The sequence below is a fragment of the Massilia putida genome (genome assembly GCF_001941825.1).
Lineage (GTDB): Bacteria > Pseudomonadota > Gammaproteobacteria > Burkholderiales > Burkholderiaceae_D > Telluria > Telluria putida.
The window spans coordinates 3,439,837-3,463,304 of the sequence record NZ_CP019038.1 but is presented as its reverse complement, the minus strand read 5'-3'; the positions used below and the strand labels follow the sequence as shown (position 1 = coordinate 3,463,304).

Sequence of the window (23,468 nt, the reverse complement as noted above, 5' to 3'; positions counted from 1 at the left end):
CGGCTACAGCTTCCCCTGCCAATAACGGCGCGCCTTGTCGAACACGCGCGCGCCGACTCTTCTTCCCGCCTCCGACGCCGGCGCATCCAGCCGGACGCCGCCCGTGAGGCGCCGCAGCGCTTCGGCGGCGGCCGCGGCGCAGGCCGCGTCATCCCCGGCCGCGCTGGCGGCGTCCGCCAGCGCATTGGCGAGCACGAAGTACAGCAGCACGTCGCGGTCGTCGTCGTGGCCGTCCCGTACCGAGATGTGCCGGGCCTGGGCGAACCAGTGCGCGGCGATCGCCTGCTGCCCGGCGGTGACGGGCTGGCGGGCCTCGGCCGGCATCAGCGCGAACGGCTGCTCGCGGTGGCGGGCCCCGAGCATCGCCGCCGCCTGCGTGCGGCCGATGCCCGCCGGGCTGAATTGGCCAGCCGCGGCGGCCGGATCGAGGCCCAGGCTCGCCATGCGGGCGTCGACGTCGGCGAGCGTCTCCGGGAACAGGCCGGCAAGGATGCCGCGGGCCGCATGGCTCATCGCGGCCGTCTTGCTGGCGGCGTCGCGCTCGGCGCGGGGCAGGCGCACGGCCACGCCCTGCACCGTCTGGCGCGCGTCACCGTCGTAGGCGGCCCAGGCGTTGTAGATGCACGTGTGCAGGCGCGCGAGCGTATGCAGCGCCCGCGCCGTGTCCGTGATCCGCAGCGCCAGCCCGTTCCAACCCGACACCGTGCCGGCCGGCCGCGTCGCCAGGGGCCCGGTTGCCCCGTCCGCATCCAGTTCCAGGAAGTTCCGCCGTCCCATATTCGCCCCCACCTCCGCTTGTGCGCAGAGAAGTATCGCCAGCGAATCCGGCCCGGCTGTTGAGCATGCTCATGCGCCGCTGCCCATGTCGCAACGCACCATCCCGTTTTTGGCCGCTTTATCCCGCGTTTTGTGCGTTTCGTCGCACGCCGGTGGAAGGGAAGGCGCTGCACGCCTACAGTGACACCATACCAAGCCGATCACGGCTCCCGACAAACCGAAACGAACCCTAAGGAGAAGCGAAATGAACGTCCTCAAACACATGGAAGCCATCTTCCTCGCAGCCGCCGTCCTCGTGGGCGTGACGAGCGCCGCGCACGCCGCGAGCAGCGCCAAACATGCGCGCTACGACGCCCAGGTGACGATCGAAGGCCAGCAGATGGCCGTCGTCAAAGTGACCGCGAAGCGCCTGACCGCCGTCGAGAAAGCCGCCATCTGATCCGTCCGCCCGAGCGCCGCGGGCAAAAAAAAAGCCCGCTGTTGAGGCGGGCTTAAATCCAATTCTTTTCTGAGGAGAGTTGGAGGAGACAGGTGCAATTATGCTGCGCTACAGCATATCAGTCCAATTTTTGTTTCGCATATTCGATATACGAAATTTCCATATCTCACTTATTGGTCACGCAAGTCACGACCAGGTTGCTCACGCCCTTGGCCGCTTCCGCCGCGTCGTCCATCGTGCCGCCGCCCGTACCGTTGGCGCCGCCGGTGACGGTGCAGGTCTGGCTGGGGTTGGTGGGCTGGGTCAGGACGGTCACGCCGTAGGTATTGCCGTAGGGAACCGGGTTCATCGTCAGCGGAACGTCCGCGCCGGTCGGGGCCTTGTTGGCGTCCAGGGCGGGGCTGACGGCGATGGTGCCGGTCGTGCTGCCGTTGGCGAGGACGAGGCCGGTGCCGGTCAGGCCCTTGACGGCGCCGGTGAGCGCATACGTATTGATGGCACAGGCATAGCGCACGTCGATCTTGGCCAGCTGGCCGGCCGTGCCGTACGCCGGGAAGGTGACGGGCGCGCAGGTCTGGTGTTTCGGCTGCGCGCCGCCCGAGGGAACGTGGTTGCTGACGGTCGCGCCTTTCGGGATCACTTCATACGTCTGGCCGTACTCGATCTGGTTCGGGAACGCGAGCACGACGTCCGGGACGGTGGCGTCCGTCGCACTGGTGGCGGACGGCGGGTTGACGGTCAGGTCCTGGCCGTTCGTGGTCAGGACGAGGCCCGGGTACCGCACATTGCTGACCGTGACGTTGATCGGGAACGTGGCCTTGCCGCCGCCGCCGCAGGAGGCCAGCGTCGCCATGATCGCGAGGGCGAGGGCCGGACGCGCGAGGGAAAACTTCATGTGAGTCTCTCCGGAGTTAAGAGCAGGTGACGGTGACGGTGGTGGTTTCGGTCGCGCCCATGATGCCCGAGCCGTTGCCGCTGCTGCCGCCGCTGACGGCGCAGGTCTGGCCGGTCGGCTGGGTCAGGACGGTGACGCCGTATGCGCCGTCTTCGTACACCGGGGCCATCTGCACCGTGGCCGTGCCCGCCGGGACGTCATGACGATCCGCGCCGTTGACGACCACGAGGCCGTTGCCGGTCAGGTTCTTGACGCTGACGGTCAGGGCGTGCGTCTTGATCGTGCAGGTCACGCGGATCTGGGCGATCGTGTAATAGTTGGCGCGCGCCTTGCCGTTGATGGCGTGGCATTCGCTGGTGTTCGACGGAATGCTCTTGACCTCGATATTGAACTGGTCGTCGGTCGAGACGCGGTTGCTGAACTGGAACGAGGTATAGGGCGACACGACGGCCGTGTCGTTACCGCCATTATTCGTCAGCACCAGACCGTCCTTGGTGACATTGCTGACCGCGCCGGACAGGTACAGGTCGCCGCTCCCGCCGCCGCAGGCGGACAGGCCCAGCGCGCATGCCAGCGCTACAACGCCGGCACGCAGGATCGAGCTCTTCATAAAATCTCCACAATGGAATGATGGCGCGCGGGCGGCGCCGGTACGGCTGAATAGAAAAATACCCATCATTTTAGTGCATTTGCCAACCATCGGCCCTATTTGCCTTTGTATCACGGTGTAACCATGCGCCCGAGTCGGACACGGCATTGCTTTTCGGCGCGGCCCTCGTTATGCTTGGACCGCTCCTTTCCACTGTCCAAGCTTCGTTTCCGAAGCCGCATCCCAGCATGAACACCCGCCGTGCCTGGCCCAAAGCCATCCTGTTCGACCTCGACGACACGTTGTGGCCGATCGCCCCCGTCATCCTGCAGGCGGAAGAGACGCTGTTCGCGTGGCTGCGCGAGCACGCGCCGCGCGTGGCCGAGCGCTTCACCATCGACACCCTGCGCCAGGCGCGCCTGGAACTGCTGGCGCGCAAGCCGGAATTCCACCTCGACCTCGGCAAGCTGCGCCGCGCCGGCCTGGTCGACGCGTTCCAGGCGGCGGGCGAGGATGCCGCCAAGGTCGAGCATGCGATGGCGCAGTTTTTCGCCGCGCGCAATGCCGTGGTCCCCTACGACGACGTCCTGCCGGGCTTGTTGAAGCTGAAGAGCCGCGTGCTGGTCGGCTCGATTTCGAACGGCAATGCCGACCTGCGGACGATCGGCCTGTCGCACCATTTCAAGGTGTCGGTGGCGGCGCCCCAGTTCGGCGTGGCCAAGCCGGACGCGGCCATCTTCCTGGCCGCCTGCAAGGAATTGGGCGTGGCGCCCGAGGATGCGGTCTATGTCGGCGACGACGTGCTGCTCGACGTGCAGGGCGCCCAGCGTGCCGGCCTGCGCGCCGTGTGGATGAACCGCACGGGCTCGACCAAGCACCTGGAGCACGAGGTGGTGCCGGATGCGATCGTGCGCGACTTCGACGAGCTGATCGATTGGCTCAGGCGCGAACACGAGCAAGAGCGCGGTTAAGCACAAGCTTTGACCGAACGTGCATAATGACAGAAATGAAACGGAACCCTGGTTAGGCCATGCAACTCGATAACCGTGCACAAACCCTGCTGAAAGCCCTGGTCGAGCGCTACATCGCCGACGGCCAGCCGGTCGGCTCGCGCGCGCTGTCGAAGATTTCCGGGCTCGACCTGTCGCCGGCCACGATCCGCAACATCATGGCCGATCTCGAGGAAATGGGGTACGTCGCCAGTCCGCACACGTCGGCCGGCCGCATTCCCACGCCGCGCGGCTACCGCCTGTTCGTCGACACGCTGCTCACCGTGCAGCAGATCGACGAGAACGCCGTCGAGGCCAGCATGCGCCTGCCCGCGCACCAGCCGCAGAAGGTGATCGCCAACGCGGCCCAGATGCTGTCGTCGCTGTCGCAGTTCGCCGGCGTCGTGCAGAGCCCGCGGCGCGAATCGGCGTTCCAGCAGATCGAATTCCTGCGCCTGTCGGAAAAGCGCATCCTGCTCGTCATCGTCGACCCGCGCGGCGACGTGCAGAACCGCCTGCTGCTGACCGACGTCGACTACACGCCGGCGCAGCTGACGCAATCGGCCAATTACCTGAACCAGCATTTCGCCGGCCTGTCGTTCGACGAGGTGCGCAGGAACCTGACGGGCGAGCTGCAGCAGTTGCGCGACGATATGGGACGCCTGATGCAGGCCGCGGTGGAAGCGGGCAGCGAGGCGCTGGCCGAGACGGACGATATGGTCATCGCCGGCGAGCGCAACCTGCTCTCGGTGGCCGACCTGTCGTCCAACATGAGCTCGCTACGCCAGATGTTCGAGATGTTCGAGCAGAAGACGGGCCTCATGCAGCTGCTCGACGTGTCCAGCAAGGCCGGCGGCGTGCAGATCTTCATCGGCGGCGAATCGAAGCTGGTGCCGATGGACGAGATGAGCGTCGTCACCGCGCCGTACGAGGTGAACGGCAAGATCGTCGGCACCCTCGGCGTCATCGGCCCCACGCGCATGGCCTACGAGCGCGTGATTCCGATCGTCGACATCACGGCCAAGCTGCTGTCGAACGCGCTGAGCCACTCCTGATTCCGCCGCGGCCTCAATGCCGGTGCGGGCAGTCGGTCTTCTGGCAGTGGCCGTAGATGGCGAGGGCGTGCTCGGCGATCTTGAAGCCGCGTTCGGCGGCGATCTTCTGTTGGCGGCTTTCGATTTCGTCGTCGTAGAACTCTTCCACGTGGCCGCAGTCCAGGCAGACGAGGTGGTCGTGGTGCGAGCCGGCGTTCAGCTCGTAGATTGCCTTGCCGGTTTCAAAGTGATTGCGGTTCAACAGGCCGGCTTGTTCGAACTGGGTCAGCACCCGGTAGACGGTCGCCAGGCCCACGTCCATGTTTTCGTTCAGCAGGGTCTTGTAGACGTCTTCCGCCGTCAGGTGCCGCACCGCGCTGTTCTGGAAAATTTCCAGGATTTTTAGCCGAGGCAAGGTTGCTTTCAGGCCGCTGGCTTTCAGGTCGGTTGGATTGTGGCTCATGTTTTGTTACTCGGATATGGGCGGAGTGCTTTATGATATAGCGTTTTGATAGCTCCCGCCTCATCGATTTTTAAGGTCAGATATGCGCATTAACGTCGTTTTACATCGTTCCCACGCCCGGGCAGCGCTCGTGGCCGGCCTCGCCTGCATGACGTTGGCGCTGTCCGGCTGCGCCGCCTGGCGCAACCAGACCCAGCCGGCCGCGCCGGTGAGCACCGCCCCCGACGCGGTCGCCGCCGATGCCGGCAAGTCCGCGGCAATCGCGAATTCGGGCGCGCAGACGACGACCGTCACCAAGCTGCAGAAATTCCTCTGGATCTTCTCGCCATACCGCCCGGACATCCAGCAGGGCAATTTCGTGTCGCAGGAAATGCTGAACCAGCTGAAGGTCGGCCAGACCCGCGATCAAGTGAAATTCATCCTCGGCACGCCGCTGCTGCAGGACGCCTTCCACAAGGACCGCTGGGATTATCCGTTCTACCTCGCGCGCGGCAACGGCGAGCTGACCACCAGCCGCGTCACCGTCTATTTCAAGGATGACAAGGTCGACCACTTCGACGGCGGCAACCTGCCGACGGAGCGCGAATACATCAATCGCCTGATCGGCATCTCGAAATACGAAACCAAGTCCGAACAGGAATCGTTGGACGAACTCAAGCGCAAGCGCGACGAGGCGGCCAAAGGCGGCGGACGGGGGGAATAACATGACGCAACTGAAAATCGCCGTTGCCGGCGCCAGCGGCCGCATGGGCCGCATGCTGATCGAAACCATCGCCGCCGCGCCGGACGCCAAGCTGACCGGCGCCCTCGACCGCGAAGGCAACCCGTTCATCAATTCGGACGCCGGCGCGTTTTCCGGCCAGCTGACCGGTGTCGTGATCCAGTCCGACCTGGACAAGGGCCTGGCGGACGCCGACTTCCTGATCGACTTCACGCGCCCGGAAGGCACGCTGCGCCACCTGGAATACTGCGCCGCGCACGGCATCAAGATGATCATCGGCACCACCGGTTTCGATGACGCCGGCAAGGCCGCCATCCGCGCCGCCGCCGAGAAGACCGCGATCATGTTCGCCCCGAACATGAGCATCGGCGTGAACGTCACGATGAAGCTGCTCGAACTGGCGGCCAAGAACTTCGCCGAGGGCTATGACATCGAGATCATCGAAGCCCACCACCGCCACAAGGTCGACGCGCCGTCCGGCACGGCGCTCAAAATGGGCGAAGTGATCGCCGACGCCCTCGGCCGCGACTTGAAGGCATGCGCCGTCTATGGCCGCGAAGGCGTGACGGGCGAGCGCGACCCGTCGACGATCGGCTTTGCCACCGTGCGCGGCGGCGACATCGTGGGCGACCACACGGTGCTGTTCGCGGGCATCGGCGAGCGCATCGAGATCAGCCACAAATCGAGCAGCCGCGTCAGCTACGCCCAGGGCTCGCTGCGCGCCGCGCGTTTCCTGGCTGACAAGGCGACCGGCCTCTACGACATGCAGGACGTGCTGGGCCTCAAGGGCTGACGCACACGCCCGCCGAACTGGACGGCTTTGCCGGCGATGTGCTGGCATACTGGCCGGGACGGCGGGTTTTTCATTCCCGCGCACTGAATAAGTACCGTCGTTCCCGCCTGCGCGGGAACGACGCTTAACTGGAGACTCTCATGGCCACCGTCGAGCTCAACGGCGCCGCGATCACCGACGCGGAAAGCTTTCACGTCGAGAGCCAGCGTGCGTTCGGCTTTCCCGATTCGTATGCGCACACCATGGATTCCTGGGTCGATTGCCTGAGCTATCTGCGCGACGAGGACGGCATGAGCAGCGTCCGGCTCAAGAAGGACGAGGTGCTGCACATCGTCGTGACGCACTCGGAAGCCCTGCGCGAACGGGCGCCGGACGTGCTGGAAGAGATGGCCTTTTGCATCATCGGCATCAACGAGCGCTACGAGGACTACGGCGAGAAGCCGGCCCTGGAACTCGAGCTCCGTTAAATGCACCCGCGGCGCGGGTCGCGTGGACGGCTTGCCGTCCACGCGTTCAACATCCGCCGGCACGGACGCGGCATATTTGACGGTGCGTATCACCGCGTGGACGGCAGAGCCGTCCACCTACGCATATCGCAAACGTCCCCGGCCGCGCCAGCAGGGCCGGTTGACGAATGAGCCGGTATAATGTTCTGCTCACCTCTTTCAGTCCGCAGAACATCATGCAAGATAAATATAGTCCAGCCGAAGTCGAACAGGCCGCGCAGGCCTACTGGAAATCGATCGACGCGTATAAAGCCGTCGAGAATGACCCGCGTTTCCCGAAAGGCAAGTATTACGCCTGCTCGATGCTGCCCTACCCGTCGGGCAAGCTGCACATGGGTCACGTGCGCAACTATACGATCAATGACGTGATGTACCGCTATCTGCGGATGAACGGCTACAACGTGCTGATGCCGATGGGCTGGGACGCCTTCGGCATGCCCGCCGAGAACGCGGCGATGGCCAACAACGTGCCGCCGGCCCAGTGGACCTATTCGAACATCGCCCACATGCGCGCCCAGATGGAGTCGATGGGTCTCGCGATCGACTGGTCGCGCGAAATGACCGCTTGCAAGCCGGACTACTACAAGTGGAACCAGTGGATGTTCCTCAAGATGCTCGAGAAGGGCATCATCTACCAGAAGACCGGCACCGTGAACTGGGACCCGGTCGACCAGACCGTGCTCGCCAACGAGCAGGTCATCGACGGCAAGGGTTGGCGCTCGGGCGCGACCGTGGAAAAGCGCGAGATCCCGATGTACTACGTGCGCATCACGGACTACGCCGACGAACTGCTGGACCACGTCGACAACAAGCTGCCGGGCTGGCCGGAGCGCGTGCGCATCATGCAGGCCAACTGGATCGGCAAGTCGACCGGCGTGCGCTTCGCCTTCCCGCACGTGATCATGGACGAGCAGGGTGAGCTCATCAACGACGGCAAGATGTACGTCTTCACGACGCGCGCCGACACGATCATGGGCGTGACCTTCTGCGCCGTCGCGCCGGAACACGCGCTGGCGCAGCACGCGGCCAAGGACAATCCGGAACTGCAGGCGTTCATCGCCGAGTGCAAGCAGGGTTCCGTCATCGAAGCCGACATGGCGACGATGGAAAAGAAGGGCATGCCGACCGGCCTGTTCGTGACGCACCCGATCTCCGGCGAGCAGGTGCCGGTCTGGGTCGGCAATTACGTCCTGATCACGTACGGCGACGGCGCCGTGATGGGCGTGCCGGGCCACGACGAGCGCGACTTCGCGTTCGCCAAAAAATACGACCTGCCGATCAAGCAGGTGGTGGCCGTGGAAGGCGAGACGTTCTCGCTGGACGGCTGGCAGGAGTGGTACGGCGACAAGGAACGCGGCGTCGTCGTCAACTCGGGCAAGTACGACGGCCTCGATTACACGTCGGCCGTCAACGCCGTCGCGGGCGACCTCGCGAACCTGGGCCTGGGCGACAAGAAGGTCACGTTCCGCCTGCGCGACTGGGGCATCTCGCGCCAGCGCTACTGGGGCACGCCGATCCCGATGATCCACTGCGAAAAGTGCGGCACGGTGCCGGTTCCCGAAAAGGACCTGCCGGTCGTGCTGCCGGAAGACTGCGTCCCGGACGGCTCCGGCAACCCGCTGAAGAAACACGAAGCGTTCCTGAAGGTCGACTGCCCGAGCTGCGGCGCGCCCGCGCGCCGCGAGACGGACACGATGGACACGTTCATCGACTCGTCCTGGTACTACATGCGCTATACGTCGCCGGGTTCGGACGATGCGATGGTCGACCCGGCCCGCAACGATTACTGGATGCCGATGGACCAGTACATCGGCGGCATCGAGCACGCCGTGCTGCACCTGCTGTACGCGCGCTTCTGGACGAAGGTCATGCGCGACTTCGGCCTCGTGAAATTCGACGAGCCGTTCGTCAACCTGCTCACGCAGGGCATGGTGCTGAACGAGACCTACTACCGCGAAGACGCTAGCGGCAAGAAGACGTGGTACAACCCGGCGGACGTCAGCCTGACGTTCGACGAGCGCGGCCGTCCGCAATCGGCGGTGCTGAAGGAAGACGGCCAGCCGGTCGTCATCGGCGGCACCGAAAAGATGTCGAAGTCGAAGAACAACGGCATCGACCCGCAGGCGCAGATCGGGCAGTACGGCGCCGACACCGCCCGCCTGTTCACGATGTTCGCCGCGCCGCCGGAGCAGACGCTGGAATGGTCGGAGTCGGGCGTGGAAGGCGCGAGCCGCTTCCTGCGCCGCGTCTGGGCGTTCGGGTATGCCCAGCGCGAGCGCGTCGCCGCCGCGCTGGCCGCGCAGCAGCAAGGCACGTTGGACGACGCGCAGAAGACGTTGCGCCGCGAAGTGCACAAGGTGCTGCAGCAGGCCGACTACGACTTCAAGCGCATCCAGTACAACACGGTCGTCTCGGCCTGCATGAAGATGCTCAATACCCTGGAGTCGGCCAAGCTGGCGGAAGGCGCGGCAAGCGACGCCGTGATCACGGAAGGCCTGTCGATCTTCCTGCGCATGCTGAACCCGGTCGCACCGCACATCACGCACGCGCTGTGGCAGGAGCTGGGCTATGCCGGCAAGTACGGCGACATCCTCGACGTCGCCTGGCCGGAAGTGGATCCGGCCGCGCTGGAGCAGGCCGAGGTCGAGCTGATGATCCAGGTGAACGGCAAGCTGCGCGGTTCCGTGAAGGTGCCGAAGGATGCCGACAAGGCCGCCATCGAGGCTGCCGCGCTGGCGTCGGAGTCCGCGCAGAAGTTCATCGAAGGTACGCCGAAGAAGATCATCGTCGTCCCCGGCAAATTGATCAACATCGTGGTGTAAACGATGCGCGCCCATACCAGGAAGTTGGTGGTGCGTGCCGCTGCGGCCCTGCTGGTGGCAACCAGCCTGGCAGGCTGCGGCTTTCAGCTGCGCGGTTCGAACGGCAGCTACACGATGCCGTTCAACAGCATTTATCTCGGCTTCCCGGACACGTCCGCGCTGGGCACGGAACTCAAGCGCAACCTGCGCGCGACCGGCCAGCTGGTCATCGCCGACAAGGCGACGGATGCCGAGGCGCAGTTCGTGCTGCTGGGCGAGACGCGCAACAAGTCCATCCTGTCGCTGAACAGCCTGGGCCGCGTGCGCGAATACCTGCTGACGTACACGCTGTCGTTCGCCGTGCGCGACGCCAAGGGCGCGGAGCTGGTGCCGCCCACCCAGATATCGCTGCGCCGGAACATGGCGTTCGACGAGACCCAGGTGCTGGCCAAGGAATCGGAAGAAGCGCTGCTGTACCGCGACATGCAGGCGGACCTGGTCCAGCAGATCATCCGCCGTCTTGCCGCGATGAAGCCGGCCACTTAACAAATAAGCGAAAAAGGAAGACCATGCAGTTGCGGCCTGAGGCGCTCGACGGCCACCTCGCCAAGGGGCTCGCGCCCCTGTACGTGATCACCAGCGACGAGCACCTGCTGGCGCTGGAAGCGGCGGACAAGATCCGCCGCGCGGCGCGCGCACAAGGGTATTCCGAGCGCGACGTGCTCACGGTCGAGCGCAACTTCAAATGGGGCGAGCTGCTGGCCGCCAACCAGGCCATGTCGCTGTTCGGCGACAAGAAGCTGATCGAGTTGCGCATCCCCGGCGGCAAGCCGGGCAAGGACGGCAGCGCGGCCCTGCAGAACTATGCGAAAGACCTGAACCCCGACAACCTCACCTTGATCACGCTGCCGAAGCTGGACTGGCAGACGGCCAAGGCGTCGTGGGTGGCGGCCCTGCAGCAGGCGGCGGTCTACGTCGAGATCCCGAACGTGGAACGCGCGCAGCTGCCGGGCTGGATCGGCATGCGCTTGGCAAGCCAGAACCAGAGCGCGGACCGCCAGAGCCTGGACTTCATCGCCGACCGCGTCGAGGGCAACCTGCTCGCGGCGCACCAGGAGATCCAGAAACTGGCCTTGCTGTACGAGCCGGGCAAGCTGACCTACGACCAGGTGATCGATGCGGTGCTGAACGTGGCGCGCTACGACGTCTTCAAGCTGTCGGAAGCGATGCTGGCCGGCGACCCGGCGCGCCTCGTGCGCATGCTGGACGGCTTGAAAGGCGAGGGCGAGGCGCTGCCGCTGGTATTGTGGGCCGTCTCCGAAGAAATCCGCACGCTGCTAAAATTGAAGGCAGGGATGGCGCAGGGACGCCCGCTCGGCGCGCTGCTGAAGGAATACCGCATCTGGGGCCCGCGCGAGCGCATGATGGAACCGGCGCTGCGGCGCATTTCCCTGCCGACCCTGGAAGCGGCGCTGCAGCAGGCGGCGCAGGTCGACAAGATGGTCAAGGGCCTGCGCGCGAAGCAGTTCGCGGGCGATGCGTGGGACGCGATGCTGCAGCTCGCGCTCAGGGTCGCCTCGTGACAACCGGGGAATGCGGAATCGCCGTAGGGTGGGCACCCCGTGCCCGCCATGCGGCACATGAATGACGGGCACGTTTCATTTGAGGCCCCCGGCCTCAAATGCCCACCCTACGGGCCGGTGATCAATCGGTGCCGGACAAAAACGAACACATACGGACGAAGCACGATGGACATCACCGACTACATGCACACAATCGGCCGCCAGGCCCGCGCGGCCTCGCGCGCGATGGCGCGCGCGGACAGCGCCACCCGCAACCAGGCGTTGCTCCTGATCGCCGCCGCCATCGAGCGTGAGGCGGACAGCCTGCGCGCCGCCAACGCGCGCGACATGGAAGCGGCGGCCGCCGCCGGCCTGGAGCCCGCGCTGCTGGACCGCCTCGCGCTGTCCGACAAGGCGATCGCCACGATGGTCGACGGCCTGCGCCAGATCGTCGCGCTGCCCGACCCGATCGGCGAGATCACCGACCTGAAATTCCGCCCGACGGGCATCCAGGTGGGCCGCATGCGTGTCCCGCTGGGCGTCATCGGCATCATCTACGAAGCGCGTCCGAACGTGACGGTCGACGCGGCCGGCCTGTGCATCAAGAGCGGCAACGCCGCCATCCTGCGCGGCGGCTCGGAAGCCATCCACTGCAACCGCGCGCTCGCGGCCCTCGTCGCCGAGGGCCTGCGCGGCGCGGGCCTGCCGGAACACGGCGTGCAGGTCGTCGAGACGACGGACCGCGCCGCCGTCGGCGCCCTCATCACGATGCCGGAATTCGTGGACGTCATCGTCCCGCGCGGCGGCAAGGGCCTGATCGCGCGCCTGATGAAGGAATCCACGGTCCCGATGATCAAGCACCTGGACGGCATCTGCCACGTCTACATCGACGCCAAGGCCGATATCGCCAAGGCGCTGCCCATCGCGATGAACGCCAAGACGCACCGCTACGGCACGTGCAACACGATGGAAACGCTGCTCGTCGCACGCGCCATCGCGAAGGCCGTGCTGCCGCAACTGGCCGCGCTGTACGCGACGAAGGAAGTGGAGCTGCGCGCCGATCCGGAAAGCCAGGCGATCCTGCAAGGCTATCCGCACCTGGTGCCGGCGACGGAAGAGGACTGGAGCACGGAATACCTGGCGCCGATCCTCGCCGTGAAGATCGTGGACGGCATCGACGCGGCCATCGAGCATATCAACACGTATTCGTCGAAGCACACGGACGCCATCGTCACCGAGGATTACACGGACGCGATGCGCTTCCTGCGCGAAGTCGATTCGGCCTCGGTGATGATCAACGCATCGACGCGTTTCGCCGACGGCTTCGAATACGGGCTGGGCGCCGAGATCGGCATCTCGAACGACAAGCTGCACGCGCGCGGGCCGGTCGGCCTGGAAGGCCTGACGTCGTTGAAATACGTGGTGTTCGGCCACGGCGAAGTGCGCAAATAACGACAACTCAATTCGGGGTCGGAGACCTTTCTGGAAAATTGCGCGCGCGATCTCCGATCGCGACAGACCGCAGCGGCGAGGCGCGGTCAGGGCGGGGTAGAGGCACCGGCAAATCTTTTGTGCCCGTTGGTTCTCAGGAGACGTTGCACAAAAACGTGCTCTGACCCCGAATTGGAGTTTTTGATTAAAGGAATTGCATGTACCTCTGGATCAAAGCGCTGCACATCGTCTTCATCGCCTCGTGGTTCGCCGGGCTGTTCTACCTGCCGCGCATCTACGTGAACCTGGCGCAGGAAAGCAATCCGGCCGTCGCCGAGCGCCTGCTCGGCATGGCGCGCCGCCTGTACCGGTTCACGACGATCCTGATGGTGCCGGCGCTGTTGCTGGGCTTGTGGCTGTGGCTGGGCTTCGGCATCAAGGGCGGCTGGCTGCATGCGAAACTGGCGCTCGTGGTCCTTGTCATCGGCTACCATCATGCATGTGGATCGCTGCTGAAAAAATTCGAGCGCGGCGTCAATACGCGTAGCCATAAGTGGTTCCGCGTGTTCAACGAGGTGCCGGTTTTGCTGCTGCTGGCGATCGTGATCCTGGTGGTCGTGAAGCCGTTTTGATTCACGCACCAACGAAAAGATTCACCAGCGGCCGGGCGATCCCGGCCGCTTCTTTTTTAGTCAGTCGGGGTCAGAGCCCACCCGTGTAAACCGGGCTCTGACCCCGAAGGTTTTTAACTAACGGATAAAGGGTACCCCTATGACTTCCTACTTTTGCCCCTGCCCGCGCGGCATGGAACAGGCGCTGGCCGACGAACTGGCCGAGATCGCACACACCACCGGCAGCACGTCGCTGAAGGTGCACAACCAGGTGCCGGGCGGCGTGCACTGCTCGGGCACGGACACGGACGCGTACCGCATCAACCTGCATTCGCGCATCGCGTCGCGGGTGTTGCTGCGCATCGCCAACCGCACGTACGCCAACGAAAACGACATCTACGACCTCGTGCTGGAACAGCCGTGGGAAAACTGGTTCAGCGTCGACCACACGATCCGCGTCGACATCACCGCCATCAAGTCGCCGCTGACGAGCCTCGAGTTCACGACGCTGAAGATCAAGGATGCCGTCTGCGACCGCTTCCGCGACCAGTTCGGCCGCCGCCCGTCCGTCAACACGCGCGAGCCGGACATGCGCATCATGGGCTTCCTCGACCAGCGCAACTTCACGATCTACCTTGACACGTCCGGCGAAGCGCTGTTCAAGCGCGGCTGGCGCGAAGAGACGGGCGACGCGCCGCTGCGCGAAAACCTGGCCGCCGGCCTGCTGCGCGTCGCGGGCTGGAAGCCGGGCGTGCCGCTGTTCGATCCGATGTGCGGCTCGGGCACGATCCTGATCGAGGCCGCGCAGATGGTGCAGGGCATCCCGCCCGGCGCGCGGCGCCGCTTCGCGTTCGAGAAATTCAAGAATTTCAACGCCAAGGCCTGGCAGGAGATGAAGACGGCGATCAAGCCGAATCCGCTGCCGGCCGAACCGACGATCTTCGGTTCCGACATCTCCGGCGACATGGTCGCGATGACGCGCCATAACCTGCGCTCGGCCGGCATCCTGTTCGAGGTGCCGCTGAAGCAGATCGAGGCGCAGCAGGTGCAGCCGCCCACCAGCGAGCCGGGCCTGCTGGTGACGAATCCGCCGTACGGCGAGCGTATCGGCGTGCGCGGCGATTCGACGATCCCGCAGGACGAGATGGCCGTCGGCTTCTACCAGCAGCTTTCCGCCACGCTGAAGCAGCGCTTCGCCGGTTGGACCGTGTACCTGTTCACGGCCGACCTGGGCCTGCCCAAGATGCTGCGCCTGAAGGAATCGCGCAAGACGCCGTTCTTCAACGGCGCCCTCGAATGCCGCCTGTTCCGCTTCGACATGGTCGCCGGTTTCAACCGCCGCGACGCAGCCAAACCCAAAGACGACCAATAAATGCTACCCGAACCAGAACCGGACAATCTACCGAAAGACCCCGTCACCCCCGTCCCGCTGCCGGCGCCGCACAAGATCACGATGCTGTCGGCGGGCGGCCTCGCGTCTCTGCTGGCCGCGCTGTCGATGCTGGGCCCGTTCTCCGTCGACGCCTACCTGCCCGCGTTCCCGGCCATCCAGGCGTCGCTCTCCGCGACCGGACTGGAGGTGCAGCAGACGCTGACGGCGTACATGCTGGCCTTCGCCGTGATGTCGCTGTGGCACGGCGCGCTGTCGGACGCGTTCGGGCGGCGCAATGTGGTCCTCGTCGGATTGATCGTGTTCGCGGTCGGGACGCTCGGCTGCGCGTCCGCGCATTCCGTGCATTACCTGTGGGTCTTCCGGATCATGCAGGGCATCTCGGCCGGGGCGGGCGTCGTCGTGGGACGCGCGATCATCCGCGACCTGTATTCGGATGCGCCGGCCGCGCGCCTGCTGTCGATGGTGACGATGATTTTTTCGATCGCGCCCGCCATCGCGCCCGTGCTGGGCGGCTGGGTGGTGGCCGCGTTCGACTGGCGTTCGATCTTCCTCGGCCTGCTCGCGTTTTCCGTCGTGCTGTGGTGGGTGTGCTGGCAGCACCTGCCGGAGACGATGCCGGTGGAACGCCGCCAGCCGTTCAACCCGCGCTTCCTGGCGCGCAGTTACTGGGACATCTTCAGCTCCGTGCTGTTCCAGATGAAGTCGGGCATCGTCGCCTTCAATTTCGGCGGCATGTTCCTGTTCATCGCCGGCGCGCCCGTACTCTTGCCCGTCCACCTGCATCTCGGACCGTCGGACTTCGCCTGGCTGTTCGTGCCGGCCGTGAGCGGCATCTTCCTCGGCGCGCTCGCCGCCAACCGGCTGGCGGGGAAGATGACGTTCTCGCGCCAGATCGGCATCGGCTACGCATTCATGCTGGCGGCCGTCGCGGGTTCCGTCACGTATCACGCCGTGCTGCCGCCGGCGCTGCCGTGGACCGTGCTGCCGATGTTCTTCTATAACTTCGGCAGCTCGATCATCAACCCGAGCGCAACCTTGCTGGCCCTCGACCTGTTTCCGCATATCCGCGGTACGGTGGCGTCGTGCCAGTCGTTCGTCACGACCCTGATGGGCGCGCTGGTCGCCGGCATCATCGCGCCGGCGCTGACCCATTCCGTGCTGGCGATGGCGCTCGGCCAGGCCGCGTTCGCGCTGGCGTCGCTGGCGTGCTGGATGACGTCGTGCCAGTACCGGCGCTACAAGGCGCTGGCCTGAATAAAAAAACGTCAACTATTGCGCTCTATTATGAGTTGTGTCAATACTCTGCAATCGAAATTTGACTCTAAAATGCGTCACATTGCGCGGAAAATATTGTTCCCGGTCAGAAATGTATATATGCTAAGATAAGTTTTTCATGCTTGGAATAACGATGTAAGAATTACCCTATTCCAGGGACCGCAAAAACGAATGTTGTGGCAGCCCCGCAGGGATGGCGGCCATCACCCAGAAACCAAGTTGGCGGCCGTGCTTGAATCCATACATCAACCTGACCAGGACATCCGCAACCGACTGCTGATCGCGCGTTTGCCGGCCATGCCGCAGATCCTCATCAAGCTGCTTGCGCACTTGCAGGCGGACGATCTGGGCATGCCGGAGTTGGCCGCGCTGGTCGCCAAGGATGCCGGCATGACCGGCAAGATCCTCACCGTCGCCAACAGCTCGGCCTACCACCGCAACGGCCGCCAGCCGAATCTCGAGCAGGCCATGGTGGCGCTGGGCACGGACATGATCAAGACGCTGGTCATCAGCGACTCCGTTTTCCAGACCTTCAACAGCTTCCCGAATTCCGGCGCCACCGACCTGCGCGCGTTCTGGAAGAACTCGTTGACGGCTGCCGTGCTGGCGCGCGAAGTGGCGCGCCGCATCGAGTATGCGCAGCCGGAAGAAGCCTATCTGGCGGGCCTGTTGCACAACGTCGGCCGCCTCGCGCTGCTGGCGACGGCGCCGAAGGAATACGGGTTCAACTTCACGGCGCGCGACGACGAAGACCTGTGCGCCGTCGAGCAGCGCACCCTGCAGATCACGCACGCCGAAGCGGGCGCCTGGCTGATCGAGCGCTGGCAGCTCGATTCCTTCCTGGCCGATTCGGTCCTGTACCACCACGAGCCGAGCGAGCGCCTGGAAGCGGCGCATCCGTTGATCCGCATCGTGCGCGTGGCCCACGTGCTGTCCAGCCATGCCAACGATGACGTCCTCGTGGACGAGGCGCGCGCCCTGTGCGGCCTCGGTCCGGACGCGCCGGACGAGTTGCTGGGCCTCGCCGCGCGCCAGGTCGAGAAGGCCGCCGTCCACCTCGGCATCGACCTCGCCGGCGCCGACGACCTGCCGGCATTGCCCGCGTTCGCGCCGCCGCCGCCCGTCGATCCCGTGCAGCAGCGCCTGTCCGAGGAAGTGCGCAACTTGGTGCTCGTGTCCGAAGTCGGCCAGACGTTCGCGCGCCAGCAAGGCGAGTCGGGCCTGCTGGAAGCGATGACGCGTTCGGCGCGCATCCTGTTCGATTTCGAGAACGCCGTCGTGCTGCTGGAGAATCCGACCGGGCAGGCCCTGGTCGGCGCGCCGACCGCGACCCAGCAACGCGTCGCCGAATTCACGGTCCCGCTGGCGAAGGGCGGCGCCGTCGCGCAGGCCGCGCTGGAGCGCCGCATGGGCTTCATCCGCCGCGACGGCCGTCCGCTCGGCCTCGCGGAAGAACAGCTGCTGCGCATGCTCGGCACGGAATCGCTCGTGTGCCTGCCGCTCGTCGCGGGCGCGCGCTGCCTCGGTGTGCTGGTCGGCGGCGTCGCCAGCTGGCAGCTGCCGGCGTGCCAGAAGCGCGAGCGCTTCCTGCAGGCGTTCGGCGCGCAAGCCGCGGGTGCCCTGGAGACGGCGATGTCGGAGCGCGGCCACGCGCGCCGCCAGCTCGCCCACGTGGCCGAGGAATACCGCGAAGCGTCGCGGCGCGTCGTGCATGAAGTGAACAACCCGCTGTCGATCATCAAGAACTACCTGTCGGTCCTGGACAGCAAGCTGGAACGCCAGGAACCGGTCAGCGCCGAGCTGTCGATCCTGAACGAGGAGATCGACCGCGTCGGCCAGCTGGTCGGCAGCCTGACGGACATCCAGCCTCGCATCGAAGGCGCGGCGCCGGCCGCGGACGTGACCAGGGTCGTCGACGACGTGCTGCGCCTGTTCCGCACGACGAACTTCATTCCGGCCAACGTGGAGATCGTCGTCAGCATGCTTGACGCCGACAGCCGCATCGAGGGCGACCCGGACATCCTGAAGCAGATCCTCGTGAACCTCGTCAAGAACGCGATCGAGGCGCTGTCGGCCAGCGGCGGCCGCATCGAGATCGCGAACCGCGGCCACGTGAACCGCGAGCGCAGGCTGTACCTGGAGCTGGTCGTTTCCGACACCGGTCCGGGGCTGTCGCGCGACGTGCTGGCCAATCTGTTCTCGGCCGTGAAGAGCACCAAGGAAGGGCCGCACCACGGCCTCGGCCTGTCGATCGTGCACAGCCTGGTCAAGAAGCTGAACGGGCATATCGCCTGCCGCAGCGGCACGACCGGCACCAGTTTTGAAATCCTGCTGCCGGCGCATGCCGGCGCCGGCGCCCCGGCAACAATGCCGGTGCGCGCGCTTGGATCCGTATAAGGTAACAATGAATCCATTCTCCGCCAGCGCCACGTCGTCCAGCCCCCACGACACGCAAACTTCGCTCGGCATCGACCAGCCCAGACTCCTGCTCGTCGACGATGAACCCCGCCTGCTCGCGTCGCTGCACGAGCTGCTGCAGGGCCGCGGCTACCAGCTCGTCACGGCGGCCACCGGCAGCGAAGCCCTCGCCCACCTGTCGCGCCTGCGCTTCGACCTCGTGCTGCTCGACCTGCGCCTGCCCGACATCGGCGGCCACGAGATCATGGACTTCATCAACCAGAAGGGCATCGAATCCGATGTCATCGTGATGAGCGGCGAGGTCGGCATCGACGCCGCCATCGGCGCGCTGAAACGCGGCGCCTACGATTACCTGCGCAAGCCGTACAGCCGCGAGGAACTCTTGACCACCGTGGCGAACGCATTGAAGCAGCGGCGCCTGGAAGAGGCCAACGCGCGCATCGCGAACCAGCTGGAAAACTCGGAGAAGATGTACCGCTACCTGGTGGACTCTTCGCCCGACATCATCTACACGCTGAACCACGAAGGCAAGTTCACCTTCATCAACGACCGCGCCTACCAGCTGCTCGGCTACAAGCGCGAAGAACTCATCGGCCAGCATTACTCGATCGTCGTGCACGAGGAGGATCTGGAGCGCGCGCGCTACGTGTTCAACGAGCGCCGCGTCGACGAGCGCGCGTCGCGCAACGTCGAGCTGCGCCTGAAGTGCCACGCGGGCGCCAATCAGGAACGCACCTTCAACAATACCCTGATGACGATCTCGCTGAACGCCATCGGCATGCATGTGCCCGACCAGGAGGTCAAGAAGCTCGAGTTCTACGGCACGTATGGCGTGGCGCGCGACATCACGGACCGCAAGCGCGCGGAAGAAGTGATCTCGTACCAGGCCTACCACGACATCCTGACCGACCTGCCGAACCGCATCCTGTTCAAGGACCGTCTCGGCCTCGCCGTCATCCAGGCCAAGAGAAAGCAGACGGAACTCGCCGTCATGTTCATCGACCTGGACCGCTTCAAGCTCGTCAACGATACGCTGGGTCACGTGAAGGGCGACGAACTGCTGCAGCAGGCCGCGGGCCGCCTGAAGGAATGCCTGCGCAAGGGCGACACGCTGGCGCGCCAGGGCGGCGACGAATTCACGATCGTGCTGCCGGAACTGCGCGACCGCGACGACGCGCGCATGGTGGCCGACAAATTCCTCGAAGTGCTGCAGGATCCGTTCGACCTGGACGGCCACGCCGTGCACATCTCGGCGTCGATCGGCATCGCGATCTACCCGAGCCACGGCGAATCGATCGACGAACTGCTGCGCCACGCCGACATCGCCATGTACCAGGTCAAGGGACAAGGCAAGAACGGCCACGCGTTCTACGACCCGTCGATGCAGGACGTCTCGCACCAGAAGATCGCGCTGGAACAGAGCCTGCGCCGCGCGCTCGAGAACAACGAGCTGGAGATGTACTACCAGCCGCAGATCGACGCCATCAGCGGCCGCATCGTCGGCGCCGAGGCGCTGATGCGCTGGAACCATCCGACCCGCGGCATCGTCTCGCCGGGCGAATTCCTGCCGTTCGCGGAAGAGAACGGCCTGATGCTGCCGATCTCCGACTGGATGATCGGCGCCCTGTGCCGCGATATGCTGCAGTGGAAGAACATCGGCGGCAACCAGGTGCGGCTGTCGCTGAACCTGTCGCCGCAATACCTCGACCGGGGCGACTTCTACGAAAAGATGCGCAACGCCCTGCTGCGCTACGGGATCGCGCCGAGCCAGATCGAAGTCGAAATCACCGAGAACATCTGCATCCGCAACCCGCAGCACGCGATCGAGCAGCTCAATAAACTGGGACAGCTGGGCGTGTCCGTTGCGATCGACGACTTCGGCACCGGCTATTCGTCGCTCGCTTATCTGCACCGCTTCCCCGTCCACACGATCAAGATCGACCAGTCGTTCGTCAAGGAGATCCACGACGAGCACGGTCACTACCCGGTCGTCCTGGCGATCATCTCGATCGCGCGCGGGCTGGGCCTGAACCTGATCGCGGAAGGCGTGGAGACCGATTCGCAGGCGCGCTACCTGCGCTCGAACGGCTGCCTGACGATGCAGGGCTATCTGTACCACCGACCGATGCCGCTGCCGCGCTTCATCGACGTGCTGCGCGGCCAGGCGTTGCCGGCGGGCGCATCGAACGTGCTCGCCTTCCAGGCCTGATGCGTCATGCCGGACCAGGCCAGCCCCAGCGAGCTTGATGCCCGCCACACCGCGGAGTTCCTGCGCGTAAAGGCGCTGGCCGAGCGCGGCGTCGCCACCGCCCAGCACAGCCTGGGCTTCATGTACGTGAACGGCCAGGGCGTGCCGCGCAACTACGAGCTGGCCGTGGCCTGGTACCGCATGGCCGCCAGCGCCGGCCTCGAACAGGCGCAGTACAACCTCGGCGTGATGTACCAGAAGGGTCAGGGCGTCGCGCAGGACCTGGGCCAGGCCTTGTACTGGTACCGGCAGGCGGCCGAACAGGGCTACGTGCAAGCGCAATACAACCTGGGATGGCTGTATGCGAAAGGACAGGGCACGCCGGCCGACGTGCACGAAGCGCTGCACTGGTTCGTCAAGGCCGCCGAGCAGGGCGATCCCGGCGCGCAGCATAATCTGGGCATGATGTACGAGGGTGGCAAGGGCGTCGCCCAGGACGTCGAACAGGCCATCGCCTGGTATCGCAAGGCGGCCGAACAGAATTACGCGCGCTCGCAGTTCAACCTGGCCCTTCGCTACGACAGCGGGCAAGGTATCGCGCGCGACGTGCAGCAGGCCATCCACTGGTTCCGCAAGGCCGCCGAGCAGGGCTATGCGCCGGCCCAGTTCAACCTCGGTCTCCGTTACGACAAGGGCCAGGACCTGCCGCAGGACAGCGAGAAAGCCATCCTGTGGTACGGCCGCGCGGGCGAGCAAGGCCACGCCAGCTCGCAGTTCAATCTCGCATTGATCTACGATGCCGGCCACGGCGTCGCGCGCGACCCGCAACTGGCGCTGGCCTGGTTCCGGCGCGCGGCCGAGCAGGGACACGCGGGCGCGCAGGACAACCTCGGCCTGCGCTATGAACATGGCCAAGGCGTCGAACAGGATTACGCGCAGGCCGCGCACTGGTATGTCCAGGCGGCCGGCCAGGGCTTCGCCGGCGCGCAGTATCACCTCGGCCAGCTGTACGATGCGGGCCATGGCGTGCCGCAGGATCCTTCAGTCGCACTCGATTGGTATCGCAAGGCCGCCGAACAAGGCCACCTGCGCGCGCAATTCGACCTCGCCCTGCGCTACGAAAGCGGCAACGGCGTGCAGCAGGACGAGCGCGAAGCCGCGTACTGGTACCGCAAGGCGGCCGATCAGGATTACGCGCCGGCCCAGTACGCGCTGGGCATGCTCCTCGACCGCGACGACACGGGCACGGTCGATCCGCGCCAGGCGACGATGTGGTACCGCAAGGCGGCCGAGCAGGGCCACGCGCTCGCGCAGTTCGCGCTGGGCCTGCGCCACGACAGCGGCCACGGCGCCGAGCGCGATTACGAGGCCGCCCATTTCTGGTACCTGTGCGCGGCGCGCCAGGGCCATGCGCGCGCCCAGTTCAACCTCGGCGTGATGTATGCGGCGGGGCAGGGCGTGCCGACCGACCTGGTGGAAGCCTATGCATGGCTGCACCGCGCGGGCGCCGCCGGCATCGCGCCGGCCGCGAACTATATCCGGCGCATCGCGGCGCGCATGGAGCCCGCGCTGCTGGCGCAGGCCAACGGATACATCGGCGCGGCGTAAGGTGGACGGCTATGCCGTCCACGTTCAAATCACGCTTGAACGGACGCGCGGTTGCGCATATGCCGGTTTGATTGCGCGGTCATTCGCATGCCGTTGAATGCGTGGACGGGAAACCCGCCCACCTTACCCCAGCGTCTGCGCGAGAAAGGACTCGATCGCATCCGAACTCGCCGTCGGCGCGCTCAGGTGCGGGCAATGCCCCACGTTGTCGATCACGCGCAGCACGCTGTGCGCCAGGTGCGCGTGCAGCCAGTCTCCCACTTCGCGCGGCACGATCAGGTCGTCGCTGCATTGCAGGATCAGGGCGGGGACGGTGGAGCGCACCACCTCGGCGCGGATATCGGTATTGAACGTCACGCGCGCGAAATGCTTGGCGATGGCGGGATTGTTGCGGCAGAAGCTGCGCGTCAGTTCCTCGCCGAGTTCCGGCTGGTTGGGCGCGCCCATGATCGCCGGCGCCATCTTGCGCGACCAGTCGAGAAAATTCGTCTCCATCGAGTCCAGCAGGCCATCGATGTCTTCGCGGTTGAAACCGCCCACGTAATCGCCGTCGTTGACGTAGCAGGGAGACGGGCCGACGAGGATCTGGGCCAGGAAACGCTGCGGCGCCGCGACCGTCGCCAGCAGGGCGATCGATGCGCCGATCGAGTGCCCGACGACGATGGTCGGGCCGGCCGCGCAGGCGTCGAGCACTTCCAGCAGATCGCTGACGTGGCCTTGCAGGCTGGCGTACTTCGTGCGGTCGTAGGCGGACCAGTCGGAGCGCCCGCTGCCCGTCAGGTCGTACAGCACGACGCGGAAGCGCTGCGCGAAGGTGGGCACCAGGAAGCGCCACATGGTCTGGTCGCAACCAAAACCGTGCACGAACACCATCGTCGTCGGCCCTGAGCCGGTTACGTGGACGTTGTTGCGAAATTGAACAGACATGATGATCCCCAGCCAGATTTGGCGCGATCCGCCGATATTAACATTGTG

At 65.5% G+C, this 23,468-nt stretch carries 21 protein-coding genes; 16 read left to right on the top strand and 5 right to left on the bottom strand.

The features are described 5' to 3' along the window. Positions 1–3: 3 nt before the first annotated feature. Positions 4–777: a DUF6851 domain-containing protein gene (locus BVG12_RS17610; RefSeq protein WP_075793531.1), complete on the bottom strand. Its 774-nt coding sequence runs from the start codon at positions 775–777 to the stop codon at positions 4–6. Positions 778–1,021: 244 nt separating this feature from the next. Here BVG12_RS17610 and BVG12_RS17605 point away from each other — a divergent pair, with 244 nt between their 5' ends. Then, positions 1,022–1,216: a hypothetical protein gene (locus BVG12_RS17605; RefSeq protein ID WP_075793530.1), complete on the top strand. Its 195-nt coding sequence runs from the start codon at positions 1,022–1,024 to the stop codon at positions 1,214–1,216. A 166-nt stretch (positions 1,217–1,382) separates the two neighbouring features. On the opposite strand, the gene BVG12_RS17600 is transcribed toward BVG12_RS17605, so the two are convergent. Both BVG12_RS17600 and BVG12_RS17595 read right to left on the bottom strand, forming a co-directional pair. Continuing rightward, the gene (locus BVG12_RS17600; protein ID WP_075793529.1) at positions 1,383–2,111 is read right to left on the bottom strand and encodes a hypothetical protein; all 729 of its coding nucleotides are present in this window, start codon (positions 2,109–2,111) and stop codon (positions 1,383–1,385) included. A gap of 16 nt (positions 2,112–2,127) precedes the next feature. Beyond that, on the bottom strand, positions 2,128–2,721 hold the full coding sequence (locus BVG12_RS17595) for a hypothetical protein (RefSeq protein WP_075793528.1): 594 nt from the start codon (positions 2,719–2,721) through the stop codon (positions 2,128–2,130). Positions 2,722–2,948: 227 nt separating this feature from the next. Here BVG12_RS17595 and BVG12_RS17590 point away from each other — a divergent pair, with 227 nt between their 5' ends. Together BVG12_RS17590 and hrcA are read left to right on the top strand one after the other, a co-directional pair. Next, positions 2,949–3,671, top strand: coding sequence for an HAD family hydrolase (locus BVG12_RS17590; RefSeq protein WP_075793527.1), 723 nt, complete (start codon positions 2,949–2,951; stop codon positions 3,669–3,671). Between the two features lie 59 nt (positions 3,672–3,730). Beyond that, a complete protein-coding gene (gene hrcA / locus BVG12_RS17585) occupies positions 3,731–4,744 on the top strand; it encodes a heat-inducible transcriptional repressor HrcA (RefSeq protein ID WP_075793526.1) in 1,014 nt (337 codons plus the stop codon). 13 nt (positions 4,745–4,757) lie between these two features. Here hrcA and fur read toward each other — a convergent pair whose 3' ends face one another. Further along, a complete protein-coding gene (gene fur, locus BVG12_RS17580; protein WP_075793525.1) occupies positions 4,758–5,186 on the bottom strand; it encodes a ferric iron uptake transcriptional regulator in 429 nt (142 codons plus the stop codon). 82 nt (positions 5,187–5,268) lie between these two features. On the opposite strand from fur, the gene BVG12_RS17575 reads away from it, so the two are divergent. The 13 genes from BVG12_RS17575 (at position 5,269) to BVG12_RS17515 (ending at position 22,493) form a co-directional block, all read left to right on the top strand. Continuing rightward, a complete protein-coding gene (locus tag BVG12_RS17575) occupies positions 5,269–5,889 on the top strand; it encodes an outer membrane protein assembly factor BamE (RefSeq protein WP_075793524.1) in 621 nt (206 codons plus the stop codon). Position 5,890: 1 nt separating this feature from the next. Then, the gene (gene dapB / locus BVG12_RS17570) at positions 5,891–6,700 is read left to right on the top strand and encodes a 4-hydroxy-tetrahydrodipicolinate reductase (protein ID WP_075793523.1); all 810 of its coding nucleotides are present in this window, start codon (positions 5,891–5,893) and stop codon (positions 6,698–6,700) included. A gap of 140 nt (positions 6,701–6,840) precedes the next feature. After that, positions 6,841–7,167 (top strand): barstar family protein, encoded by a 327-nt coding sequence (locus BVG12_RS17565; protein ID WP_075793522.1) that lies wholly within the window; start codon positions 6,841–6,843, stop codon positions 7,165–7,167. Between the two features lie 215 nt (positions 7,168–7,382). After that, the gene (gene leuS / locus BVG12_RS17560) at positions 7,383–10,028 is read left to right on the top strand and encodes a leucine--tRNA ligase (RefSeq protein WP_075793521.1); all 2,646 of its coding nucleotides are present in this window, start codon (positions 7,383–7,385) and stop codon (positions 10,026–10,028) included. Positions 10,029–10,031: 3 nt separating this feature from the next. Beyond that, positions 10,032–10,553 (top strand): LPS-assembly lipoprotein LptE, encoded by a 522-nt coding sequence (locus tag BVG12_RS17555; RefSeq protein ID WP_075793520.1) that lies wholly within the window; start codon positions 10,032–10,034, stop codon positions 10,551–10,553. A 23-nt stretch (positions 10,554–10,576) separates the two neighbouring features. Further along, entirely contained in the window at positions 10,577–11,590 is a 1,014-nt protein-coding gene (gene holA, locus BVG12_RS17550) for a DNA polymerase III subunit delta (RefSeq protein WP_075793519.1), read from the top strand. 165 nt (positions 11,591–11,755) lie between these two features. Next, positions 11,756–13,021, top strand: coding sequence for a glutamate-5-semialdehyde dehydrogenase (locus tag BVG12_RS17545; protein WP_075793518.1), 1,266 nt, complete (start codon positions 11,756–11,758; stop codon positions 13,019–13,021). A 197-nt stretch (positions 13,022–13,218) separates the two neighbouring features. Next, positions 13,219–13,632, top strand: a complete 414-nt coding sequence (locus tag BVG12_RS17540) for a CopD family protein (RefSeq protein WP_075793517.1) — start codon at positions 13,219–13,221, stop codon at positions 13,630–13,632. Positions 13,633–13,771: 139 nt separating this feature from the next. Continuing rightward, entirely contained in the window at positions 13,772–14,983 is a 1,212-nt protein-coding gene (locus BVG12_RS17535; RefSeq protein ID WP_441293444.1) for a THUMP domain-containing class I SAM-dependent RNA methyltransferase, read from the top strand. Next, a complete protein-coding gene (locus tag BVG12_RS17530) occupies positions 14,984–16,258 on the top strand; it encodes a multidrug effflux MFS transporter (protein WP_083685177.1) in 1,275 nt (424 codons plus the stop codon). A gap of 318 nt (positions 16,259–16,576) precedes the next feature. Next, positions 16,577–18,676, top strand: coding sequence for an HDOD domain-containing protein (locus BVG12_RS17525; RefSeq protein ID WP_075796428.1), 2,100 nt, complete (start codon positions 16,577–16,579; stop codon positions 18,674–18,676). 7 nt (positions 18,677–18,683) lie between these two features. Beyond that, complete coding sequence (locus BVG12_RS17520) at positions 18,684–20,906, top strand: putative bifunctional diguanylate cyclase/phosphodiesterase (RefSeq protein ID WP_075793515.1); 2,223 nt, start codon at positions 18,684–18,686, stop codon at positions 20,904–20,906. Positions 20,907–20,912: 6 nt separating this feature from the next. After that, positions 20,913–22,493: an SEL1-like repeat protein gene (locus BVG12_RS17515; RefSeq protein ID WP_075793514.1), complete on the top strand. Its 1,581-nt coding sequence runs from the start codon at positions 20,913–20,915 to the stop codon at positions 22,491–22,493. A 123-nt stretch (positions 22,494–22,616) separates the two neighbouring features. On the opposite strand, the gene BVG12_RS17510 is transcribed toward BVG12_RS17515, so the two are convergent. Then, entirely contained in the window at positions 22,617–23,420 is an 804-nt protein-coding gene (locus BVG12_RS17510; protein ID WP_075793513.1) for an alpha/beta fold hydrolase, read from the bottom strand. Positions 23,421–23,468: the final 48 nt, after the last annotated feature.